The following is a 19,245-nucleotide window of genomic DNA, read 5'->3' as shown; positions in this document are numbered from 1 at the left end:
CCCACCAGATTCCGAAGTGTCAACTATGTCTTGAGACTCAACTGTCAACTATGTCGTGAGACTCCACAACCCCGCAAACCACGGTGGGTCGAACCCGAGCGCGGTGTCTCGTCAATGGGCAACAGCACCATCGGATCAGCCGGCTGCGCAGTCCGGTGCGTCGACGGACACGTCGACCGGGGTGCGGCCGGTGGCCTCCAGGTCGCCTGCGAGGTACTTCGCCACAGCGGTGAGCGCATGCGGGTTGTCGTCGTACACCTCGAGGATCGTGTCAGCGCCCGCGTCTTCGACGGCCCACGGGCCCGAGGTCCCCACGACCACGTCCGCGGACCCGCCTCCCTGACCACTGCCCACGCGCACGGTCACAGCGTTCCCACCACCGGCGTCGCGGACCTCCAGACCGGCATCCTCCGCCGCATCCGTGAACGCGGCACGCGCGGAGTCGGATCCACCGGTCACCGCCACGGCGTCCGCGGGCTCCGCGAACGAGCACTCCCCCGCAAGCACCGTGAGGGAGCCGTCGGCGAGCGCGGTGAGCGCGTCATCGGCAGCGGCGTCTCCGCCCGCTCCGTCACCACCGCCCTCCGCCGCGGCGTCTCCACCGGCTCCGTCACGGGACCCCTGCGCATCCTCAGCACCGGCTCCGTCATCGGACCCCTCAGCGCCGACTCCGTCACGGGACCCCTGCGCACCGACTCCGTCATCGGCCCCCTCACCCTCAGCACCCTCACCATCGACGCCGCCTACGGCACCGATGCGTGCCTGCCACAGCTGCATCGCGACGACGCGGGTCGCTGCTTCGACGAGCCGTTCGCGGGGCAGGTCGCCGGCCTCCAGTGCTTCACCCAGGGCAGCGACGGCATCACCGGAATCCGGTGGCATGAGCGCCAAGTCAGCGCCCGCTGCGATCGCCTTGACCGTCTCCTGGCCGGGGGCCTCTGTCACCGCTCCCATGTTGAGGGCATCCGTCACGGCGACCCCGTCGAATCCGACGTCGTCTCGCAGTGACTCGTACACGTCGGGGTTGAGCGTCGCGGGGACGTCCTCGGTCCCGGGGAGTCCGATGTGGCCGACGAGGACCATGGGGACCCCGGCCTCGGCGGCGGTGCGGAACGGTTCGTAGCTCGTATCGGCGAGGTCCTCCAGCGAGTCCTCCGACACCGGCAGCTCCTCGTGGGAGTCGACGGTGAGCGCCCCGTGGCCCGGGAAGTGCTTCGCCGCGGAGGCGAGCCCGGTCGACGTGAAGCCGCCCACCACGGCGTCGATCACCTCGGACACTCGCTCCGGGTCGTCACCGGGTGAGCGGACGTTGATGACGGGGTCCTCCGCGCCGATCGTGAGATCCGCGACGGGTGAGAAGTTGATCGTGAATCCCAGGTTCCGCAGGTCGGTGCCCTGCGCCGCGATGGCGTCGCGGGTGACGTCCGCGTCGTCCGCCGCACCCGCGGCCATGAGGGGCGGGAAGTCGAGCGCCGCGTCGTCCAGCCTGGCGACGGGCCCGCCTTCCTGGTCGACGCCGATCGCCACCGGCCAGCCCCGCTCTCCGGCCGCACCTGCGAGGGTGTCCGTCGTCTGCCACACCGTGTCCGCGTCCGCGCCGTCGGCCAGGTTGTAGCCCATGACGATCGCGCCGGCGAGGTGCCGTTCGCGGATGACGTCCGCCGCGGCCGCCACGTCCGTCCCGTTGTAGGTGAGCATGACGACGGATCCCACGAGTTCGTCGTCGTCCATGGCTGCGACGATCTGCTCGGCAGCCTCGACGTCAGCGTCCGTGACGCCGTCGGCAGGAGGGGCGTCCGTGTCCGCCGTCGCGTGGTCGCCCGGGTCGCCGGCCGCTGCGGTGCCCGTCGCCGAGGCCCCGGTCGCCACCGCAGACTCGCCCCCGACGTCGTCGGGAGAGCCGGAGCCGCAGCCGGCGAGCACGAGGGCGAGCGCGGCGGATGCGGCGCCTACTGGGATGACGCCGAAGGGAGTGCGCATGCCGTCCATCGTAACGGCGGGGTCAGTGCCGGACCACGCGCTCAGGTTCGGTCGCCACCGCCCCACCGTCCCCGTGAGTTTCTTAACAACCGTGACACCCACCCTCGCGCGCGCCGGCGGGACGTGCAAGAGTCGATCTCCATGACAGCTTCTCCCCCTGCACCCGAGCAGTCCGTCCTCATCTCCCTGCTGGGCGAGACCGCGCCGCTTGCGGTCCTGGCCGACCGGAAGCCGACCGTCACCGAGCAGACGCAGGCCGCCTACGACGCGCTGTACACGGCGACGCACCCGCTGCCGGCGCCGCTGCTGCACACGATCGCGGCGGTGGTCGCCGTCCAGCAGGGGTCGCGCACGCTCATGACGTGGCATCTCAACCACATCGCCGACCGCACGCTCTTCGACGATCTGGTCGCCGGCACGGCTCCGGCGGAACCGCTGCTGGCCGCTGTCATGGACTATGTCGACACGGTGTCCGTGTCGCCCGCCCTCGCGACCGCTGCGGACCAGGACGCACTCGCCGCTGCCGGCGCGGACCCCGACCTCGTCGTCCTCATCGGCCAGCTCGTCGCGTTCGAGTCGTACCTCATCCGCCTGGTCGCGGGCCTCAGCGCGCTGGGCGACACGGAGGCACCTGCCGGGACCGGACACGCCACAGGGCCTGCGGTGGCCTCTGCGCACTCCGCCGCCGAGGCCCCCGCCCTCCGCTCTGTCTTCGCACCTCTGCCGGAGCTCGCCCGCACACTCCGCTCCCGAGGCCGCTCGGGCGATCGCTCCCCGCTCACCTCGTCGGGTCGGTCGCGTCCCACCGCGTTCACCCGCGAGTTCCTCGACTGGGAGCCGTGGCTGCCCGCACCGGCGGAGGACGAGCTCACGCCGGAGCAGATCGAGTCGTTCGCGTCGAAGGCGACGACCGGCAGCGTCTACTTCCGTCTCATCTCGCGCACTCCCGCGGTGACCCTCGCCCGGTCGACGCTCGACAACGCGGTGTTCACGTCGAAGGAGGGGCTGGAGAAGGGTGAGCGGGAGCTCGCCGCTGCGGTCTCCAGCAAGGTGAACGATTGCGTCTACTGCGCGTCCGTGCACGCGCGGAAGGCGGTGCAGCGCACGAAGCGCGACGCGGATGTGGACCGGATGCTCGCGGTCGAGCTCACACGGGACGACGACTGGGTCGCCTCGGACGTCACCGCCCTGGCGGAGGGCCAGGACGAGCGGTGGACGGTGCTCATCGAGACCTCGGCCCGCCTGTCCGCGCTGGTCCCGGAGTTCACCACGGACGACACCGCGCGTCTGCGGGAGAGCGGCCTGGACGACCTGGAGATCGTCGACCTCATCGCGTCGACCGCGTTCTTCGGCTGGGCGAACCGCCTCATGCTCACCCTGGGCGAACCTGTCTGGCCGGAGACAGGAGGGTCCGCGTGACGCGACAGTTCGACGCCGTGTTCGTGGGCGGCGGACCGCGCACCGTCGCGACGATCATCCGGATGGCCGCACGTCTGGCCCACAACGCGGAGGAACCTGCACGTACCAGGGCTGGTGCCGGCAACACCGACACCGGAAGTACTGACACTGGCAGTGCTGACGCCGTCAGCGTCAACGCCGACAGTGCTGCGGCGGGCTCGTCCGGTAGACAATCCACCGCACCCGCACGCCCGTTGCGCATCGCGATTGTTGACGCCCTCGAGGTCGGGTCCGGGGCCACGTGGCTCACCACCCAGCCCGCGCAGTACCTCAACAACACGACCGCCTCCGCGACGACGCTCTACCCCGACGAGTCGACCCCGATGAGCGGCCCGCCCTCGCGGGGCCCGGACCTCGTCACCTGGATGCAGCAGGTCGCCGAGGCCGGCACGCACCCTGCCGGCGACTGGGTGGTGGAGGAGGCGGGCGTCCTCCGCGCGCTCGACTTCACGTCCCGCAGGTTGCAGGGCGTCTACTACCGCGACCAGCTCGACCACGCGATCGCCGCGGGCGGCTTCGCGGTCGAGGAGTTCGTCACCACCGTCGTCGACCTCGAGGCCGTCGAGGTGGAGCCCTACTCCGGCGACCCCCTCACCGCCGCCGTCCTCGCCGACGGCACGCGCCTGGCCGCCCCGACCGTCGTGCTCGCACAGGGCATGGTGCAGTCGCTGCCGGACGCCGAGGTCGAGGGCCTCACCCGCTTCGCCGCGGACCACGACCTGCGCTATGTGCCGCCGGGCATGCCCGCGGAACGCGACTTCACGGGGCTGCCCGCCGGTGAGACCGTCCTGGTCCGCGGGCTGGGCGCGAATTTCTTCGACGTCATCGGTGGGCTCCTCGCGGAATGGGGCGGCACGTTCGAGCCCGTCGCGGACGACCCCCACGGGCGTCTGCGCTACGTGCCGACCGGTCGCGAACCGCACCTGGTCATCGGGTCCCGCCGCGGGATGCCGTACCGGACGAAGCCGATCCCCTACTCGCAGCAGCGCGACTTCACGCCCCGCTGGGCCACCCCCGCGTGGTTCGATGCGCTGGCGCAGCAGCACAGCCTGGATTTCGGGGCCGAGGTCTGGCCGACGATCGCGAAGGAGATCGCCGACCAGTACCTCACCGCCCTCGCCGGGTGGGCACCGCACGCACTGGCGGCGGGCACTCCGGCGACCGGCACCTCGGCGGCGGGGGTCGCAGCCGACGGCACGGCGGCGGACGGGCCCTGGGTGGCGGAGCTCGACGCGGCGGCGACGGCCGAGGACGTCGAACGCGTCCTCGCCGACCACGTCATCGATGAGCGCTGGGCGTGGACCATCGCGGACCTGCGCCGGCCCACCCGCGGCCGCAGCGTCACCCCCGAGGAATGGGACGCGTTCGTCGCGACCCTCGTCGAGGACGAACTCGCGTCGATGAGTGAACCCGCCCGCCACCCGAGGGCCGCGGTCAACCGGGCCATGAGCCTGCTGCGCGGCTCCGCGCAGCGGCTGGGTGCGGTGGGCGCGGTGTCCGGCGAATCGCTGGTCCGCGACCTGCAGGGGTGGTTCGACGCCGACGGTCTGTTCCTCGCCTCGGGCCCGCCTGCGGTGCGGGTGCGGAAGGTGCTCGCCCTCATCGACGCGGGCATCATCGACCTGCTCGGCCCGGAGTCCGTCGTGCGCACCGACCCGGACGCGGGCCGGTTCCGCGCGCAGTCGCTCATCACGCAGCGCAGCGTCGAGGCCTCCGCTCTCGTCGAGACCCGCATGTCGAAGGGCCGTGTCCCCCACACGGACAATCCGCTGCTGCGGTCGCTGCTGGATTCCGGCCGGGCTCGCATCCACCAGGTCGACGGCGTCCAGACCGACTACATCGAGGCCACCCGTGCGGAGATCGCCGAGGCCGCACCGACCGGGCACAACCTCGTCGCCTCCACCGGCGAGGCCGACGAATCGGTCATCGTCCTGGGGATCCCCGCGTCGACGACCCAGCCGGGCAGCGCGATCGGCGCCACGCCGGGCCTGCCCTCACCCCTGCTGGCCGGCGCGGACGTCGCCGCGAAGCAGGTGCTGCGCCGGGCAGGGCGAGGTGCGCAACAGGGTCTGGGCTGGAGTGCGGACCAGGGTACGGGACGGGCGCCCGGCCGGGTTGCGGGGAACGGGCCAGCACAGGGCGGTCGACCATGACGACATCTAGGGCGCCACTTCGAAAAGCGTCCCTCCGTGCCGACGACCCCCTCGTCGTGTCCTAGGATTCGTCGCATGGTTACTTTCGCCCGCTCCGAGCGGTCGACGCTGGGCGTCGAATGGGAACTCGGCCTTGTCGATCCTGTGACGCTGGACCTCGTCCCGCGGGCGGGAGAGGTGCTCGACGCGATCGCGGACACACCGCTGGCAGAACGGGTCGTCGGGGAGATGCTCACGAACACCCTCGAGATCGTCTCCGGCGTCCACCGCACCGTGAAGGAGGTCGCCCACGACCTCGAGGACGCCGTCACACAGCTGCGGCCGGTGCTCGACGAGCTGGGCCTCGACCTCATGTGTGCGGGCACGCACCCGTTCGCGCTGTGGCAGAACCAGGAGATCACGGGCCACGCGCGGTACGCGGAGCTCATCAACCGCACCCAGTGGTGGGGCCGCCACATGCTCATCTACGGCGTGCACACGCACGTGGGGATCGACGACCGCGACAAGGTGCTGCCGATCCTCGCGGCGCTCACCTGCTACGTCCCCCACCTGCAGGCGGTCGGCGCGACGTCGCCGTTCTGGGAGGCGACGGACACGCACTACGCATCGAACCGCGCCATGATGTTCCAGCAGCTGCCCACCGCGGGCCTCCCCTACCAGTTCGACGAGTGGTCGGGGTACGAGTCGTACATCGCGGACATGAAGCGGACAGGCGTCATCGACGAGCTCACGGAGATCCGCTGGGACCTGCGGCCCGCCCCGCACTGGGGCACCGTCGAGGTCCGGGTGTGCGACGGGCTGTCGACACTGGCGGAGATCATGGCCGTCACGGCGTTCGTCCAGTGCCTGGTCGACGACTTCTCCGCACGCCTGGACGCGGGTGAGACGCTGCCGACCATGCAGGACTGGTTCCACGTGGAGAACAAGTGGCGGGCCGCCCGGTACGGCATGGACGCGATCATCATCGAGGACGCGGACGCGAACGAACGCCTCGTCACGGAGGTCATTGCGGACGAGGTCGAGCGGCTGCGGCCCATCGCCGAAAGGCTGGGGTGCGTCGACGAACTCGAGATCATGAACGACTTCGCCACGTGGGGAGCCGGCTACCAGCGCCAGCGGAACCGGCTGGCGGAGACCGGCTCGCTCACCTCCGTGGCTGAGCTGCTGGTCTCCGAGTTCAGGGCGGGCACCCCGCAGACGGCATGCACCGGCAATGCGTCCCGGATGACGCAGGCCGCCGGTGTGCGCGGGGCCTCTGGAGCAGCCGACACCGCATAGCCACCGCGAACTGGCGGCACCCGCCGGCTGGCGGCCCCCGCCTGCTGGAGGCCCCCCTCAGGCTGGCGGCACCCGCAGACTGGCGGCGTCCACGCGCCGACCGACGCAGCCACTCAAGCTCAAGGTAACTTGTTAGTTTGCAGACCCTCTGGCGCGCATGCGGTGGCGTGGTTACTCTCAAGAAATGGGCTCACGCACAGGCAGTCGGGGAGGTCGTCTGCGTCGCAGCGATCCGTCCGCGCCCGGCATCACACGTCGGCGGCGAGGCTCCGGCTACTCCTTCACCGCGCCCGACGGGACGACGGTGCGCGATGCGGAGGAGCGGGCGCGACTGCAGGGGCTCGCGGTGCCTCCGGCGTGGCGGAACGTTTGGATGTGCCCGGACCCGAACGGGCATGTCCAGGCGGTCGGCTACGACGACGCGGGCAGGAAGCAGTACATCTATCACCCGCGGTGGCATGAGCGGCAGGCGCGGAAGAAGTTCACCCACGTCATGGAGATCGGGCCGGCGCTCCCCTCCGCGCGGAGGACCGTCACGTCGCTGCTGCGGTCGGCGGAACCGGGGCCGGACCTCGCCGCGGCGACCGCCTTCCGGATCCTCGACCGGTTCGGTCTGCGCGCCGGCAACGACGAATACGCAGCGGCACACGGGGCGTACGGGCTCACGAGCATGCTCGTCGAACACGTCCACGTGGAAGACGGACATGTCCGCATCGCGTTCCCCGGGAAGGCTGATCAGCCCGTCGCCGCGGAGGTCCTCGACCGCGACCTCGCCGCGGCCCTCACGACCATGAGGACGGACCGCAGCGACGGCACCGCAGTGGGATACCCGGTCGGGGACGAGTGGCACCCGCTCTCGACTGCACGGGTGAATGACTTCCTGCGCGAGGTCACCGGCATCGACATGACGTCGAAGGACTTCCGCACGTGGCACGCCACCGTGCGCGCCGCTCGCGGCCTGGCCGACCGACACAGCGACTCCGCGTCGACGACCCACCGCAAGCGCGCGGTGAACGCGACGATGGACGAGGTCGCGGACTTCCTCCAGAACACGCGCGCCATCTCCCGGAACTCCTATGTCGATCCGCGCGTCATCGACCGGTTCATGGGCGGAGAGGTCATTGTGGCCCGCACCTACCGTCAGGCGGAGAGGGAGCTTCCGGGCTTCGTGGGCTGAGAACCCCAGAATGTCGCGTCATGGTTTCGCTCTGCGCCACCTACAACTTTCTTCGCCAAGTACAAGTGCGCTCTCCACCTACGACAAAGTGGGGTTGTAGGTGGCGAAGTTTTGTGTAGGTGGGCGGAGAGGTGGCGCGCGCCAGACGGAGTGAGTGTCTTCCTGGGGATGAGGGATCACGTGGGCTGTCTCGGCTCAACCACCGTCTCAACCACCGGCTCAGCCTCCCGACTCGGTCTCCCGACTCGACCACCCGACTGAACCACCCGGCTCAACCACCGGCTCAGCCTCCTGAATCAGCCTTCCAGCACGCCGAGCAGTTCCGGCCAGGCGGCGGCGAAGCCGGGGTGCAGCGGGTAGTCCGTCACCTCGCGCAGCGGGACCCACCGGAGTTCGACGCTCTCGATGTCCGCGACGTACTCCTCGAGATGCGCGAGTGTGCGGGCGACGACAGTCGTGTACGACCAGCCCTCCATGTCGACGACGTGGGTGTGGATGATGCGGATGTCGGCGCCGTCCAGCTGCGGGACGCCCGCCTCTTCGTGGCATTCGCGGATCGCCCCGGTGAGCGGTGTCTCGCCCGCGTCGATCGCTCCGCCGGGGATCCCCCACGTGCCGCCGTGCGCCGACCAGGACACCCTGTGCTGCAGCAGCACCCCGCGGTCCGGGTCGTGCAGCAGCAGACCTGCCGCCCCGAACAGCCCCCAGAACCGGCCCTTCGGGGTCTCGACCCAGCCGTCGCCCGCCCGTTTGCGGGCGCGGAGGTGCTCGCGCATCTCCTGCGACAGCTCGCCGGTGGCTCCCGGCGCGGGACGCTTGTCAGACGAGGACATCATCGACCTCCAAGGACGACAGCACTCCGAACCCCAGACTCGACGGGGCCTGTCCCCGCACTGCGATCTCCGCTCCCAGCGCCGCGACCATCGCCCCGTTGTCCGTGCACAAGGACAGGGGTGGGACGCGCAGCGTGACCCCGGCGGCCTCGCAGCGCTCCGCCAGCCGTTCGCGCAACCGGGTGTTCGCGGCGACACCCCCACCCAGCAGCACGTGGTCGATCCCGGTGTCCTCGCACGCCAGCAGCGTCTTCTTCACGAGCACGTCGACGACGGCTTCCTCGAAGGACGCGGCGATGTCGGCAAGCCGCAGTGGACTGCCGGACGATACCGCGCCCGAGGTGCCGACCGGCTGAGCGGACCCGGCCCGCTGAGCGGGCTCGGCCGGCCGGGAGGTATGTGCGGCGCCTCGGGTGAGGGCGGTCTCGGCGGAACCGTCAGGGAGGGTCGGTGCAGCCGTGAGGCTGGCTTCTGCGGTGAGGGCGGCCTCGGCGGCGGTGACGGTGCGCAGAGCGGCGGTCTTGAGGCCGGAGAAGGAGAAGGAGTAACGGCGGTCCGGGTCGCGCAGGTCCCTCTTCGTGGCAAGCCCTCGGGGGAAGCGGACCGCGGTGGGATCGCCCGGCACCCCGGTGCCGTCGAGCAGGCCCGCTGCGGCGCGGGAGATGCTCGGCCCGCCCGGGTAGTCGAGGCCCAGGAGCCGAGCGGTCTTGTCGAACGCCTCACCTGCGGCATCGTCGATCGAGGCGCCCAGCAGCTCGATGTCGTCGACGATGTCGCCGATCCTCAGGATCTCCGTGTGACCGCCGGAGACCAGCAGCGCGATCGTCGGGGTGTGCAGGCCCGGGGAATCGGGGGCGACGAGGTCCACGGCCACGTGCGCGGCGAGGTGGTTGATGCCGTACAGCGGCAGACCCGTCGCGGCGGCGAGACCCTTCGCGGCCGCGACCCCCACCATGAGGGCGCCGGACAGCCCGGGACCCGCGGTGACGGCGAGCGCATCGAGGTCTTCCAGGCGCACCCCTGCGTCCGCGAGCGCCTTCTCGATCATGGGACCGATCGACTGGACGTGCGCCCGCGACGCCACCTCCGGCACGACCCCACCGAACCGGACGTGCTCGTCCATGGAGGACGCCACCGTGTTCGTCAGCAGCGTGCGGCCTCGGACGATCCCCACTCCCGTCTCGTCGCAGGAGGTCTCGATGCCCAGCACCAGCGGTTCGGTGCGGGTCATCCGATCTCCTCCGCGAGCTGCTCGTATCGGAGTGTCAGCTGCGATTCGGGGACGTCGTAGGCACCGGGGCTCTGTGTGAGCTTCCCGGCGAGCAGCCGCAGGTGCGTCTCCCACACGGGCCCCACCTGGGTGATGACCTGGGCGACCACCGCGTGGTCGATCCCGCGATCCGCGATCGTGTGGGACAGGGTGACGCGCGTGCCCACGACCCGCGCGGAGGCGACGTCAGCAGTGCCCGCGCTATCAGTGGGATCAGCAGTGCGCGCAGTGGCAGCGTGCTCGGTCCACTCCGCGTCGTCGCCCGTGAGCGGGCGCAGGGTGAGGCCGAGCCTGCCGATCCCGTCGATGTCGAGCAGGACGTGTGCCTCGTCGTCATCGGCCTGCGGCGCGGACACGGAGAGCACCTGAGCCGGCACGGGCTGATCGTCGAGCTTGAGCAGGATGTCGTCGGGCCCGTCGCTCGTCGTGTAGCCGACGAACCAGTCCTCCAGCAGCTCCGACCGTGTGACATGCGGCCACACCTCGGTCGGCAGGAGGGAGACCCGGGTGTCGAGAACCAGGTCGATGCCGTCCTCCCACTCCGTGAGAGATGCGTCCACCAGATGCTCCGTCATGGTCCCATCCTATGCGCGGCGGCTGAACGCCCGCGGCACGGATGTCACAGGAAGGCGCGCATGACGATCGCGTCGGCACCGGCGTAGTAGGCGGGGCGTCGTCCCAGCTCTTCGAAGCCGAACGTGCGGTAGAGGCCCAGTGCCGGACCGTTGTCCGCGGCGACGTCGAGGTGGAGGACCTCCGCCCCGGCACCGCGCGCGCAGTCCGCGGCATGGGAGAGCAGTCGACGACCCACGCCTCTCCCCTGCGACGCGGGAGCCGTCCCGATCGTGAGGATGTCCGCCTGCGTGCCTGCCACACTGACTCCCACGTACCCGCAGAGGCCGTCGCCCGGTTCCACCGCCAGCGTCATGCGGGCCACCGGTGAGGCGAGCTGCGACCAGAAGAACTCCGGCGACCAGGTGTCCGCACCGAACAGCAGCGTGTCGAGACGGGCGACGCGGTCGATGTCCCACCACCGCATGCGGCGCAGCCGCGGCGTCGGACCCGCCGGACGCGCAGCAGGTGCGGTGGTCGTGACGGAGTCCGTGCCCGTCTTCGCGGTGGGGTCGGTGCCGGGCGCGGTGGCACGGTGAAAGCCGGGCTCGGTGCCGGGGTCGGTGCCGGGATCGGCGGTGGCGTCTGGTCCGGGATGTGTCACGGGGTTCTTCCGTCGGAGGGTGGGGCTCGTCAGTTCAGGAGTGTCGCCCGGCGGGCGCTGGGCTTCGCGTCGGGCTCCCGCAGGTAGAGCGGTTCCGTGCCGGGGAGCTCACGGCCGGAGGCGAGCGACCGGTGCGCGACGCGGGCCAGCCATTCCGCGGTGGGGTCGAGCGCTTCCGGCTCCGCATCGTCGGGACCTCCCAGCACGTCCCGATACAGCTCGAACCCGCGACCCACACGGCGCGCCCCGCCGTAGACCTCCCGCAGCGCCGCCGCGAGCAGGGCCGGGTCGAGTGCCGCGGGTGTCGCCGCGACGAGTGGCAGCCCGTCACCGTCGAGGCCGTGGTACACCGTCGCGTAGACCTCGCGACGCCGGGCGTCGGTCGCCACGGCGACAGTGCCGTCGGCTGTGCTGAGGGAGCGCAGGGCCAGCGCGTCGTGGCTCACGACCCCGTGCACGGGGACGCCCGCGCCCAATGCGGCACCGATGCCGCCAGCGATGCCCGCCCGCAGGCCGGTGAAGGGGCCGGGCCCGATCCCGACGACGACGGCATCGGGGCGCGGCGCCTCGGCGAGGACCTCCGCCAGTGCGGGGCCGATGAACTCGACGTGCCGGCGGGCGGCGAATTCGGTGAGTGCGGCGACGAGCCGCTCACCGTCGACCAGGGCGACGGACGCCGCCGCCGAGGTGTCGATCGCCAGGATGAGCACGGGACCTCCTCGGGTCGGGTCAGGGTGCACGGAGCACGTCCGTCACCCGGTCGGGGCAGCCGGGCCGGATCGGGCCGGGTCAGGATTCGGGGTGGAGCTTCGCGAGTCTACCGTCCCAGCTCGCCCCGTGCGCGGTGACGACGACCGTGCGGGGCTCGTCGTCGACGGCGTCGTCCTCGGAGTCGAGCGCGTCAGCGTCCAGGGCGGTGGGGTCGAGGTTGTCGGGGTCGTCGGCAGCCGCAGCCTCCTCGTCCTCACGGAGGATCTCCAGCTCGAGGTGGTCGCCCAGCGATTCGGCCATGCCCCGCCCCCATTCGACGACGGTGACGGATTCGTCCAGTGCTGCGTCGAGTCCCAGATCGTCGAACTCGTCTGGTCCGCCCAGACGGTACGCGTCGACGTGGACGAGTCCGGGGCCCTCACCGCGGGGCGGGTGCTCGCGGGCGATGACGAACGTCGGTGAGGACACGCGTCCGCGCACATCGAGCGAACGGGCGAGGAACTGGGTGAACGTCGTCTTGCCCGCGCCCAGGTTCCCGGTGAGGACGAGGACGTCGCCGGACCGCACCGTACGACCCACAGCGCCTGCGAAGTCGACCATCGCCGCACGGTCGGCAAGGCGGAGCACGAGCGTGGAGGCCTGTGCTTCCACGCCGGCGTCCGGTCGGGCGTCAGCCACGGTGGGCCTCCTCAGGGGTCGATCCGTCGGTCGTGACGGCTTCCCGGTCGACGCGTGGTCCGACGCGGGTGACGATCTCGTAGTTGATGGTGTGGGACCAGGCCGCCCACTCCTCGGCACTGGGACCGGTGTGCCCGTCGCCCAGGACGACGACCTCGTCGCCCACCTCGACGGGGACACCCCCCGCGTCGACGATCATCTGGTCCATCGCGATGCGGCCGACGACCGGGAGCCGCTGCCCGCGGATCGTCACCTCCGCCTGTCCGGAGGCCGCCCGCGGGATGCCGTCCGCGTAGCCGCCCGCGACGAGTGCGAACCGGGTGGGCCGGTCCGTCCTGAACGTCAGCCCGTACGACGCACCGTGACCGGCCGGGACCTCTTTCACCGTGAGGACGCGGGACACCAGGCTCATGACCGGGCGCAGCCCCAGGTCTGCCGCGGTGATCTCCTCGAAGGGGCTGAGCCCGAACAGCGACAGGCCCACCCGGACCGTGTCGCCGGGGACCTCGTCCGGACCCAGGGCGCCCGGCGAGTTCGCCGTATGTGTTCGAAGGTGCTCCCCCGTCGCGAAGCGGGCGCCCGGCCCGGCGAGGAAGTCCGTGAGCTCCGCGTGGAGCACGTCGAAGAGCTCCTTCTGCTCCACGGTCGCGGGGTCGCCGGGCACATCCGCGTTCGCGAGGTGGCTCATGAGTCCGACGATCCGCACCTCACCGTCGTGGCAGTCACCCGCCTCGGCAAGGTCCGCGAGGAGGTCGCGCACCTGTGCGGGGGTGAAGCCGCCGCGTCCCAGCCCGGTGTCGACCTTGAGGTGGACGAGGGCGGGCAGTGCGGTGCGACGGGCGGCGTCGCGGACGCGGACGAAGCCGTCCGCGGTGGAGAGGCCCACCTCGAACCCGCGCGCCACGGCCGGGACGAGGTCCGTCGTGGCGTCGTGGATCCAGAAGAGGACGTCCGCCTCCTCACCGTGCGGCAGGCGCGTGAGGAGGTCGTCCAGGTCGAGTGCTTCGGCGAGTGTCGCGACACCGAACCTCCGCACTCCTGCGCCGAGCACGGCGGGCACCACATGCTCCAGCCCGTGCCCGTACGCCCCTCCCTTGACGATCGCCATGAGGGTCCGGTCACCGATCGTCCGACGGATCGCCGCGACGTTCCGGGTAAGGGCGGACGCATCGATGCGGGCCCGCAGGGTCGAGGGTGCGTCAGCGCGCATCGGGATCACCCTCCGCAGAGTCCGCGTGCTGGGACCGGACGGCGGTGAGCTCCGCGGCGACGGCCTCGGCGATGGCCGACGCACTGCGGGCCTCACGACCGGCGCGGTTGTGCAGCACAACGGCGAGGGCTGCCAGCGCCGCAGCGGCACCGGCGGCGTCCCCCTCGTCGTGCTCCTGCGGCAGACCGGTCGCGAGGGCCGCACCGACGAGGCCCGCGAGCACGTCACCACTGCCTGCCGTCGCCAGCGCCGGCGGGCCGGGGGTGGGCGCCCACAGCCGGCCGTCGGGAGTGGCGACGAGGGTGCGGTGCCCCTTGAGCAGGACCACCGCGCCGGTGAGGTAGGCGGCGCGACGCGCCCATCGGACGGGGTCGGCCTCGACGTCCTCGCGGGCGAGGTCCGCCGCGTCGTCGTCGATGCGGCTCAGCAGCTCTCGGAGCTCGCCGGCGTGCGGGGTGAGGACGGTGGTGGCAGGCAGCGGCGACGGCTCGCCGGCGGCCGGTCCTCCTCCCGCCGCGGTGAGCAGAGCGGGGATGAGGGCGAGCGCTCCTGCGTCGAGCACCATCGGCGTGTTCGTGCCGATCGCCTCACCCAGGAACTCCATCATGTCGTGGGGTTCCGGCGCCCCCGAGCCGATCGACCACGCCTGGACGCGCCCGGGGGCCGTGACGACCTCCGGGGCGCGGGCGAGGACGGCGTCCTGCACGGCCCGCGCGCCCTGCACCCTCAGCATTCCGACGCCCGCGTTCACGGCGGCGAGGCACGTGAGGACACCCGCGCCGGGGTACTGCTGCGATCCCGCGATGACGCCCAGCACACCGCGCGTGTACTTGTGGTCCCGCGGCCCCGGCTGGGGCCAGTCGCGCAGGTCGCCGTCGTCGACCAGCCAGAGTTCAGGGGTGCGCCCGAAGACGGAGGCGGGCCCGAGGTCGGAGGCGGGTTGGAGATCTGAGGCCGGCCCGAGGTCGAGGGGATGCCCGAGGTCGAGGCCCAGACCGATGTCGACGCACTCGACCGTGCCCGAGGCCTCCGCCCCTCCGGGCAGGTGGAGCCCCGCCTTCCGGCCGCCGAACGTCACGGTGACGTCCGCGCGGACGACGACGTCCCCGCACTCCCCCGTCGTCGCGTCGACACCGGTCGGCACATCGACCGCGACGACCTGCTGTCCCGGGAGCCGGTCGGTGTGGTCCTGCCAGGCGCGGAGGAGGTCGCGAAGTGGTGGGTCCAGGCGGGGACGGGCACCGGTGCCCAGCAGCCCGTCGAGCACGAGGTCCGCACGGGCGGCGAGGGACGCGGCGTGGTCGAGGAAGGGTCCGGGGGCCAGGGCCTCGGCGGCGGGGTGTGTGCCCGGTCCGGAGTCGGGATGCGAGCCGGGCGTGCCCGAACCTGGCCGGTCCGAGCCGGACGCGGTCTGCTCCAGGAGACGGACCCCGGCGCTGCGTGCGGCGCGCAGGATTTCCGGGTTCAGCCGGCCCAGGGGCGCGACGACGGTGACATGGGCGCCGCGACGGGCGAGGTTCGCGGCGGCGAAGAGTGCGTCTCCCCCGTTGTTCCCCGGTCCCGCGAGCACGACGACCCGCTTGCCGGTGACGCGGCCGTCGGAGGAGCGCAGCACCCGTCGGCACGCGGAGGCGAGTCCGGCGGCGGCGCGGCGCATGAGGGACTCGCCCCGACCGGCGTCGATGTGCGGCTGTTCGGCGGCGCGGACGGCGGCCGCACTGTAGGCGGGGACAGGCATGTGCTCAGACTAGTACCGCGTGCGGGTCAGCTGCGCGGGCCCGCGGCGGACCGGTCGAGTTCCCGATGGAGCCTCCTGGCAGCGAGGTGCGCGAGGAACAGTGCCTGCTCGCCCAGCCCGTCGTCGCCGTGGCGTGCCCGCGGGGAGTGGTTGACCTCCTGCGCGGCCGCATCGACTCCCGGCATCGCCGCTCCCAGGTGCCCGTACGACCCGGGGACGCGCCGCAGCACGCGGGAGAAGTCCTCCGACCCGGCGCGGGGGTGCGCGACGGTGTGCACGCGGTCCGCACCGAAGAGGTCCTCGAAGGTCTGGAGGAAGAACTGCGCTTCCGCGTCGTCGTTGACCGTCGCCGGCAGGAGGGTTTCGAACGCGATCCGCGCCCCCAGGCCGTGGGCGGCGAGGAACTCCCGCGCCACCCGCGGAAGCTCCTCCTCCGCACGGGCGGTGGTCTCCGGGCTGAACGTGCGGACGCTGATCGACAGCTCAGCGGACTCCGGGATGATGTTCGCCGCGGTGCCGCCGTGGAACATGCCCACCGTGAGGACGACGGAGTCGAAGATGTTGAAGCGGCGGGTGATGTACTCCTGCAGCTGGCCGATGAGGGCGGCACCGGCCTCGATCGGGTCGAGCGCGTTCTCCGGCCGGGCTGCGTGTCCGCCGCGTCCCAGGACCGTCACGTCGAAGCGGGAGAACGCCGCCATGTACGAACCCGGCCGCGAGTACGCGTGACCCGGTTCCTGATCCGCGGAGACATGCACACCGTAGGCGCCGACGAGCGGCACTCCCGCAGCCTCGAGGACCCCTTCGTCGATCATCTTCCCCGCACCGTCGAACCCCTCTTCACCCGGCTGGAACATGAAGACGACATCCCCGGGCAGATCCGCGCGGTGGGCATGGAGGAGGTGGACGGCGCCGATGAGTCCGGTCGTGTGGAGGTCGTGACCGCACGCGTGCATCGCACCGTTGTCCGACGCGAAGTCGAAGCCGGTCTCCTCGATGATCGGCAGTGCGTCCATGTCCCCGCGCAGCAGGACGGCCGCGTGCGTCTCCTCCCGCCTGCCTCCCCGCAGGACGGCCACGACGGAGCTGAGCCGTTCCCCCGTCGTCACGTCGAGGTCGAGCCCGTCCAGTGCGTCGAGCACGGTGCGCTGGGTGAGGGGAAGGTCCAGCCCCACCTCCGGGTTCCGATGCAGGGAGCGTCGGATCTTCTGGAGCTGGGGAAGGAGCGCGGAGGCGTCTGCGGCGGAGGGGAGCGTCATGGCTCTCAGGGTAGCGCCGGTCAGACCGCCCCGACGAGTTCCTGAGCGTCGACGGCGTCCGCCGAATCGTCGCCCATCCCCGCCGAGTAGGCCGTGGCGCCGCCCAGGGTCACCGAGCGCTCATGCACCAGGGTGTTGCCGCCCACTTCGACGCTGCGTCGAGCGATGACGTGGAGTGGCTGCGAGCAGATGCTGTTCGTCGGGACGGAGAAGTACGGGAAGCTCGTCACCCTCATCTGGTTCTCGTCGCTGATGTACGTCCAGTCGCCGTCGTACGCGGTCGTATAGCCGGTGCAGCCGGGCTTATGCGGCGCGGAGCCGTCCTGCACGGGAACGCTCCAGCCGCTGTCCTCCACCGCGGTGGACCCTCCGTCGACACGACCGTCGGGAAGGTAGAACGTGATCCTCGCGTTCTGCGGTGTCACGGTGGACGAGGTGATCGGGTAGACCGACAGTCCACGGTCCGGGTACGTGCCGCGACCGTCGATGATGAGGCTCTTCTTGCCGCAGTCGCCCCGCAGTTCGACCCAGCCGTTGAGGCCGTTCACCTGCGAGGCTGCGAGTGCCGGCGCTGCCGTGCCGATGATCGTGACGGGAGCGGCCCATGCCACTCCCTTCGTGAGCATGCGCCTGGTGATCACTCGCTCTGCCATGTTTCTCCTTGAAGAAGTCGCCTACCGGGGAGCCGAACTCCCCCGAGAAGCATACCGTTCGGAAACCGAACGGCAAGGCCCTTCTCGCAGGGTCACTCCAGGTGCATGCGTGGGACCGGCCGGCGGAACGCACGGGTGGTCCAGACGAGGTAGAGGAAGCCGAGGGCGATCCACCCCAGCCCCAGCAGCACGGTGTGCGGCGCAAGGCTCGTCCACAGCCACACCGTGAGGAGGAATCCGACCGTGGGGACGACCCCGTAGAGCACGACCGCCCCCGCTCCCCGCCTCTTTCCCTGGACGAGGTAGACGCTCACGACACTGATGTTCACGGCGCTGAAGGCGGTGAGTGCGCCGAAGCTCACGATGGAGGCGACGAAGTCGACGTCCGCGAACACGGCGGACACGGACACCACTGCGACGACGAGGATCGCCCCGACCGGAGTGCGGAAGCGCTCCGACAGGGATCCGAACAGCTTCTGTGGCAGGACGCGGTCGCGACCCATCGCGTAGAGGATGCGGGCGACGGACGCCTGGGAGGCGAGCGCGGATCCCAGCGCCCCCGTCACGTATGCGGCGAGGAAGAGCGCGGTGAGCACCTCTCCCCCGAGGCCCGCGAGCATCGACAGGGCGGCGACGTCGGCGCCGTCGCCGGTGACGACCTCGGGCGTGGTCATGTGTGCGAACCAGGAGATCGCGATGAAGAAGACACCGCCGATGACGGTCGTGAGGATCACCGCGATGGGGATGGAGCGCGTGGGCCTCTTCGCCTCCTCGGCCATCGTGGAGATCGCGTCGAAGCCCAGGAAGGACAGGCAGAGGATCGCGGATCCTGCGACGACGGCGGGCAGGCTGAAGTCGGAGCGGAGGAACGGGTCCAGCGGGCCCGTGTGCGGGTCGAACGCCCGGGATGCGAACACGAAGAAGACGAGGAAGAAGAGGACCTGCAGGACGACGAGCACCACGTTCGCGCTCTTGACCACCGTGATCCCGATGATGTTGAGCGCGGTGACGAGCACGAGCGCCAGCATGCTGAACACCCAGGCCGGCACCTGCGGGAACCGCTCCGCCAGGTACAGGCCGATGAGCAGGTAGTTGAGCATCGGGAGCAGGATGTAGTCGATCATGACGGCCCAGCCGGTGAGGAAGCCGACACCTCCGCCCAACCCTTCCCGCGCGTAGGCGTAGGCGGACCCCGCGGACCGGATCTTGCGACCCAGCAGCGCGTAGCTGCCCGCTGTGAACAGCATCGCCGCGAGCGTGATCGCATACGCGCTGGCGAGGAAGCCGCCGGTCACCTCGTTCACGATCCCGTACGTGGTGAACACGGTCATCGGGACCATGTAGGCGAGGCCGAAGAACACGAGGGTCGGCACCCCCATCGACCGGATCAGGCCGCCGTCTGGCGGGGCGGAGGCCCCGGGCGGGGCAGAGGCCCCGGGCCAGCCTGCGGAATCCGATCGGCCAAGGGATACGGGGCGGGGTCCTGGTGCAGTCATCGCGTGCGTCTCCTCGTCGAGTGTCCGCGGTGCCGCGGCGCTTCACTGCGCGTCGTCCCTTGACACGCCCTGCGCACCACGGCATATTGACCATGTGGTCAACACCACTGCCAGAACAGTAAGCGGGGTCACATC

The 19,245-nt window shown here is 71.2% G+C and carries 16 protein-coding genes; 4 read left to right on the top strand and 12 right to left on the bottom strand.

Features of this window, described 5'->3' with window-relative positions; all coding sequences use genetic code 11:
- Positions 1–135: 135 nt before the first annotated feature.
- A complete protein-coding gene (locus tag JFC09_RS12285; protein ID WP_198394313.1) occupies positions 136–1,980 on the bottom strand; it encodes a glycoside hydrolase family 3 N-terminal domain-containing protein in 1,845 nt (614 codons plus the stop codon).
- A gap of 141 nt (positions 1,981–2,121) precedes the next feature.
- Here JFC09_RS12285 and JFC09_RS12280 point away from each other — a divergent pair, with 141 nt between their 5' ends.
- The 4 genes from JFC09_RS12280 (at position 2,122) to JFC09_RS12265 (ending at position 8,046) form a co-directional block, all read left to right on the top strand.
- Complete coding sequence (locus JFC09_RS12280; protein WP_198394312.1) at positions 2,122–3,399, top strand: peroxidase-related enzyme; 1,278 nt, start codon at positions 2,122–2,124, stop codon at positions 3,397–3,399.
- A complete protein-coding gene (locus JFC09_RS12275) occupies positions 3,396–5,591 on the top strand; it encodes an FAD/NAD(P)-binding protein (RefSeq protein ID WP_332839757.1) in 2,196 nt (731 codons plus the stop codon). Before JFC09_RS12280 ends, JFC09_RS12275 begins: the two co-directional genes overlap by 4 nt.
- Before the next feature lie 75 nt (positions 5,592–5,666).
- Positions 5,667–6,869 (top strand): glutamate--cysteine ligase, encoded by a 1,203-nt coding sequence (locus JFC09_RS12270; RefSeq protein ID WP_198394311.1) that lies wholly within the window; start codon positions 5,667–5,669, stop codon positions 6,867–6,869.
- A 184-nt stretch (positions 6,870–7,053) separates the two neighbouring features.
- On the top strand, positions 7,054–8,046 hold the full coding sequence (locus tag JFC09_RS12265) for a DNA topoisomerase IB (RefSeq protein ID WP_198394310.1): 993 nt from the start codon (positions 7,054–7,056) through the stop codon (positions 8,044–8,046).
- A gap of 296 nt (positions 8,047–8,342) precedes the next feature.
- Here JFC09_RS12265 and JFC09_RS12260 read toward each other — a convergent pair whose 3' ends face one another.
- The 11 genes from JFC09_RS12260 to JFC09_RS12210 form a co-directional block, all read right to left on the bottom strand.
- Positions 8,343–8,882, bottom strand: coding sequence for an NUDIX domain-containing protein (locus tag JFC09_RS12260; RefSeq protein ID WP_232483503.1), 540 nt, complete (start codon positions 8,880–8,882; stop codon positions 8,343–8,345).
- Complete coding sequence (locus JFC09_RS12255; protein WP_198394309.1) at positions 8,866–10,110, bottom strand: tRNA (adenosine(37)-N6)-threonylcarbamoyltransferase complex transferase subunit TsaD; 1,245 nt, start codon at positions 10,108–10,110, stop codon at positions 8,866–8,868. Before JFC09_RS12255 ends, JFC09_RS12260 begins: the two co-directional genes overlap by 17 nt.
- The gene (locus tag JFC09_RS12250; RefSeq protein ID WP_198394308.1) at positions 10,107–10,724 is read right to left on the bottom strand and encodes a hypothetical protein; all 618 of its coding nucleotides are present in this window, start codon (positions 10,722–10,724) and stop codon (positions 10,107–10,109) included. The genes JFC09_RS12255 and JFC09_RS12250 overlap by 4 nt, the downstream gene beginning before the upstream one ends.
- A gap of 44 nt (positions 10,725–10,768) precedes the next feature.
- Complete coding sequence (locus JFC09_RS12245; protein WP_332839756.1) at positions 10,769–11,365, bottom strand: GNAT family N-acetyltransferase; 597 nt, start codon at positions 11,363–11,365, stop codon at positions 10,769–10,771.
- 29 nt (positions 11,366–11,394) lie between these two features.
- Positions 11,395–12,075 carry a tRNA (adenosine(37)-N6)-threonylcarbamoyltransferase complex dimerization subunit type 1 TsaB gene (gene tsaB, locus JFC09_RS12240; RefSeq protein ID WP_198394307.1) on the bottom strand — a complete coding sequence of 227 codons (681 nt, stop codon included), beginning with the start codon at positions 12,073–12,075 and terminating at the stop codon, positions 11,395–11,397.
- Positions 12,076–12,154: 79 nt separating this feature from the next.
- Positions 12,155–12,754, bottom strand: coding sequence for a tRNA (adenosine(37)-N6)-threonylcarbamoyltransferase complex ATPase subunit type 1 TsaE (gene tsaE / locus JFC09_RS12235; protein WP_408610967.1), 600 nt, complete (start codon positions 12,752–12,754; stop codon positions 12,155–12,157).
- Positions 12,747–13,964, bottom strand: a complete 1,218-nt coding sequence (gene alr, locus JFC09_RS12230) for an alanine racemase (protein ID WP_198394306.1) — start codon at positions 13,962–13,964, stop codon at positions 12,747–12,749. Before alr ends, tsaE begins: the two co-directional genes overlap by 8 nt.
- Positions 13,954–15,702, bottom strand: coding sequence for a bifunctional ADP-dependent NAD(P)H-hydrate dehydratase/NAD(P)H-hydrate epimerase (locus JFC09_RS12225; RefSeq protein WP_198394305.1), 1,749 nt, complete (start codon positions 15,700–15,702; stop codon positions 13,954–13,956). The genes alr and JFC09_RS12225 overlap by 11 nt, the downstream gene beginning before the upstream one ends.
- A 26-nt stretch (positions 15,703–15,728) precedes the next feature.
- A complete protein-coding gene (locus JFC09_RS12220) occupies positions 15,729–16,961 on the bottom strand; it encodes a M20 metallopeptidase family protein (RefSeq protein ID WP_198394304.1) in 1,233 nt (410 codons plus the stop codon).
- 20 nt (positions 16,962–16,981) lie between these two features.
- Positions 16,982–17,614 carry a hypothetical protein gene (locus JFC09_RS12215; protein ID WP_198394303.1) on the bottom strand — a complete coding sequence of 211 codons (633 nt, stop codon included), beginning with the start codon at positions 17,612–17,614 and terminating at the stop codon, positions 16,982–16,984.
- 92 nt (positions 17,615–17,706) lie between these two features.
- Positions 17,707–19,110, bottom strand: coding sequence for an APC family permease (locus tag JFC09_RS12210; RefSeq protein ID WP_198394302.1), 1,404 nt, complete (start codon positions 19,108–19,110; stop codon positions 17,707–17,709).
- Between the last annotated feature and the right edge of the window lie 135 nt (positions 19,111–19,245).

The sequence above is a fragment of the Brevibacterium yomogidense genome (assembly GCF_016107685.1).
Taxonomy (GTDB): domain Bacteria; phylum Actinomycetota; class Actinomycetes; order Actinomycetales; family Brevibacteriaceae; genus Brevibacterium; species Brevibacterium yomogidense.
The sequence above is the reverse complement of the archived record's forward strand: the minus strand, read 5'-3'. Positions and strand labels throughout refer to the sequence as shown.

What these genes read in the sequence shown, in the direction of transcription:
- JFC09_RS12285 (WP_198394313.1), bottom strand. Translation starts at nt 1,980, where the DNA reads ATGCGCACTCCCTTCGGCGTCATCCCAGTAGGCGCCGCATCCGCCGCG.
- JFC09_RS12280 (WP_198394312.1), top strand. Translation starts at nt 2,122, where the DNA reads ATGACAGCTTCTCCCCCTGCACCCGAGCAGTCCGTCCTCATCTCCCTG.
- JFC09_RS12270 (WP_198394311.1), top strand. Translation starts at nt 5,667, where the DNA reads ATGGTTACTTTCGCCCGCTCCGAGCGGTCGACGCTGGGCGTCGAATGG.
- JFC09_RS12265 (WP_198394310.1), top strand. Translation starts at nt 7,054, where the DNA reads ATGGGCTCACGCACAGGCAGTCGGGGAGGTCGTCTGCGTCGCAGCGAT.
- JFC09_RS12260 (WP_232483503.1), bottom strand. Translation starts at nt 8,882, where the DNA reads ATGATGTCCTCGTCTGACAAGCGTCCCGCGCCGGGAGCCACCGGCGAG.
- JFC09_RS12255 (WP_198394309.1), bottom strand. Translation starts at nt 10,110, where the DNA reads ATGACCCGCACCGAACCGCTGGTGCTGGGCATCGAGACCTCCTGCGAC.
- JFC09_RS12250 (WP_198394308.1), bottom strand. Translation starts at nt 10,724, where the DNA reads ATGACGGAGCATCTGGTGGACGCATCTCTCACGGAGTGGGAGGACGGC.
- alr (WP_198394306.1), bottom strand. Translation starts at nt 13,964, where the DNA reads ATGCGCGCTGACGCACCCTCGACCCTGCGGGCCCGCATCGATGCGTCC.
- JFC09_RS12225 (WP_198394305.1), bottom strand. Translation starts at nt 15,702, where the DNA reads ATGCCTGTCCCCGCCTACAGTGCGGCCGCCGTCCGCGCCGCCGAACAG.
- JFC09_RS12220 (WP_198394304.1), bottom strand. Translation starts at nt 16,961, where the DNA reads ATGACGCTCCCCTCCGCCGCAGACGCCTCCGCGCTCCTTCCCCAGCTC.
- JFC09_RS12215 (WP_198394303.1), bottom strand. Translation starts at nt 17,614, where the DNA reads ATGGCAGAGCGAGTGATCACCAGGCGCATGCTCACGAAGGGAGTGGCA.
- JFC09_RS12210 (WP_198394302.1), bottom strand. Translation starts at nt 19,110, where the DNA reads ATGACTGCACCAGGACCCCGCCCCGTATCCCTTGGCCGATCGGATTCC.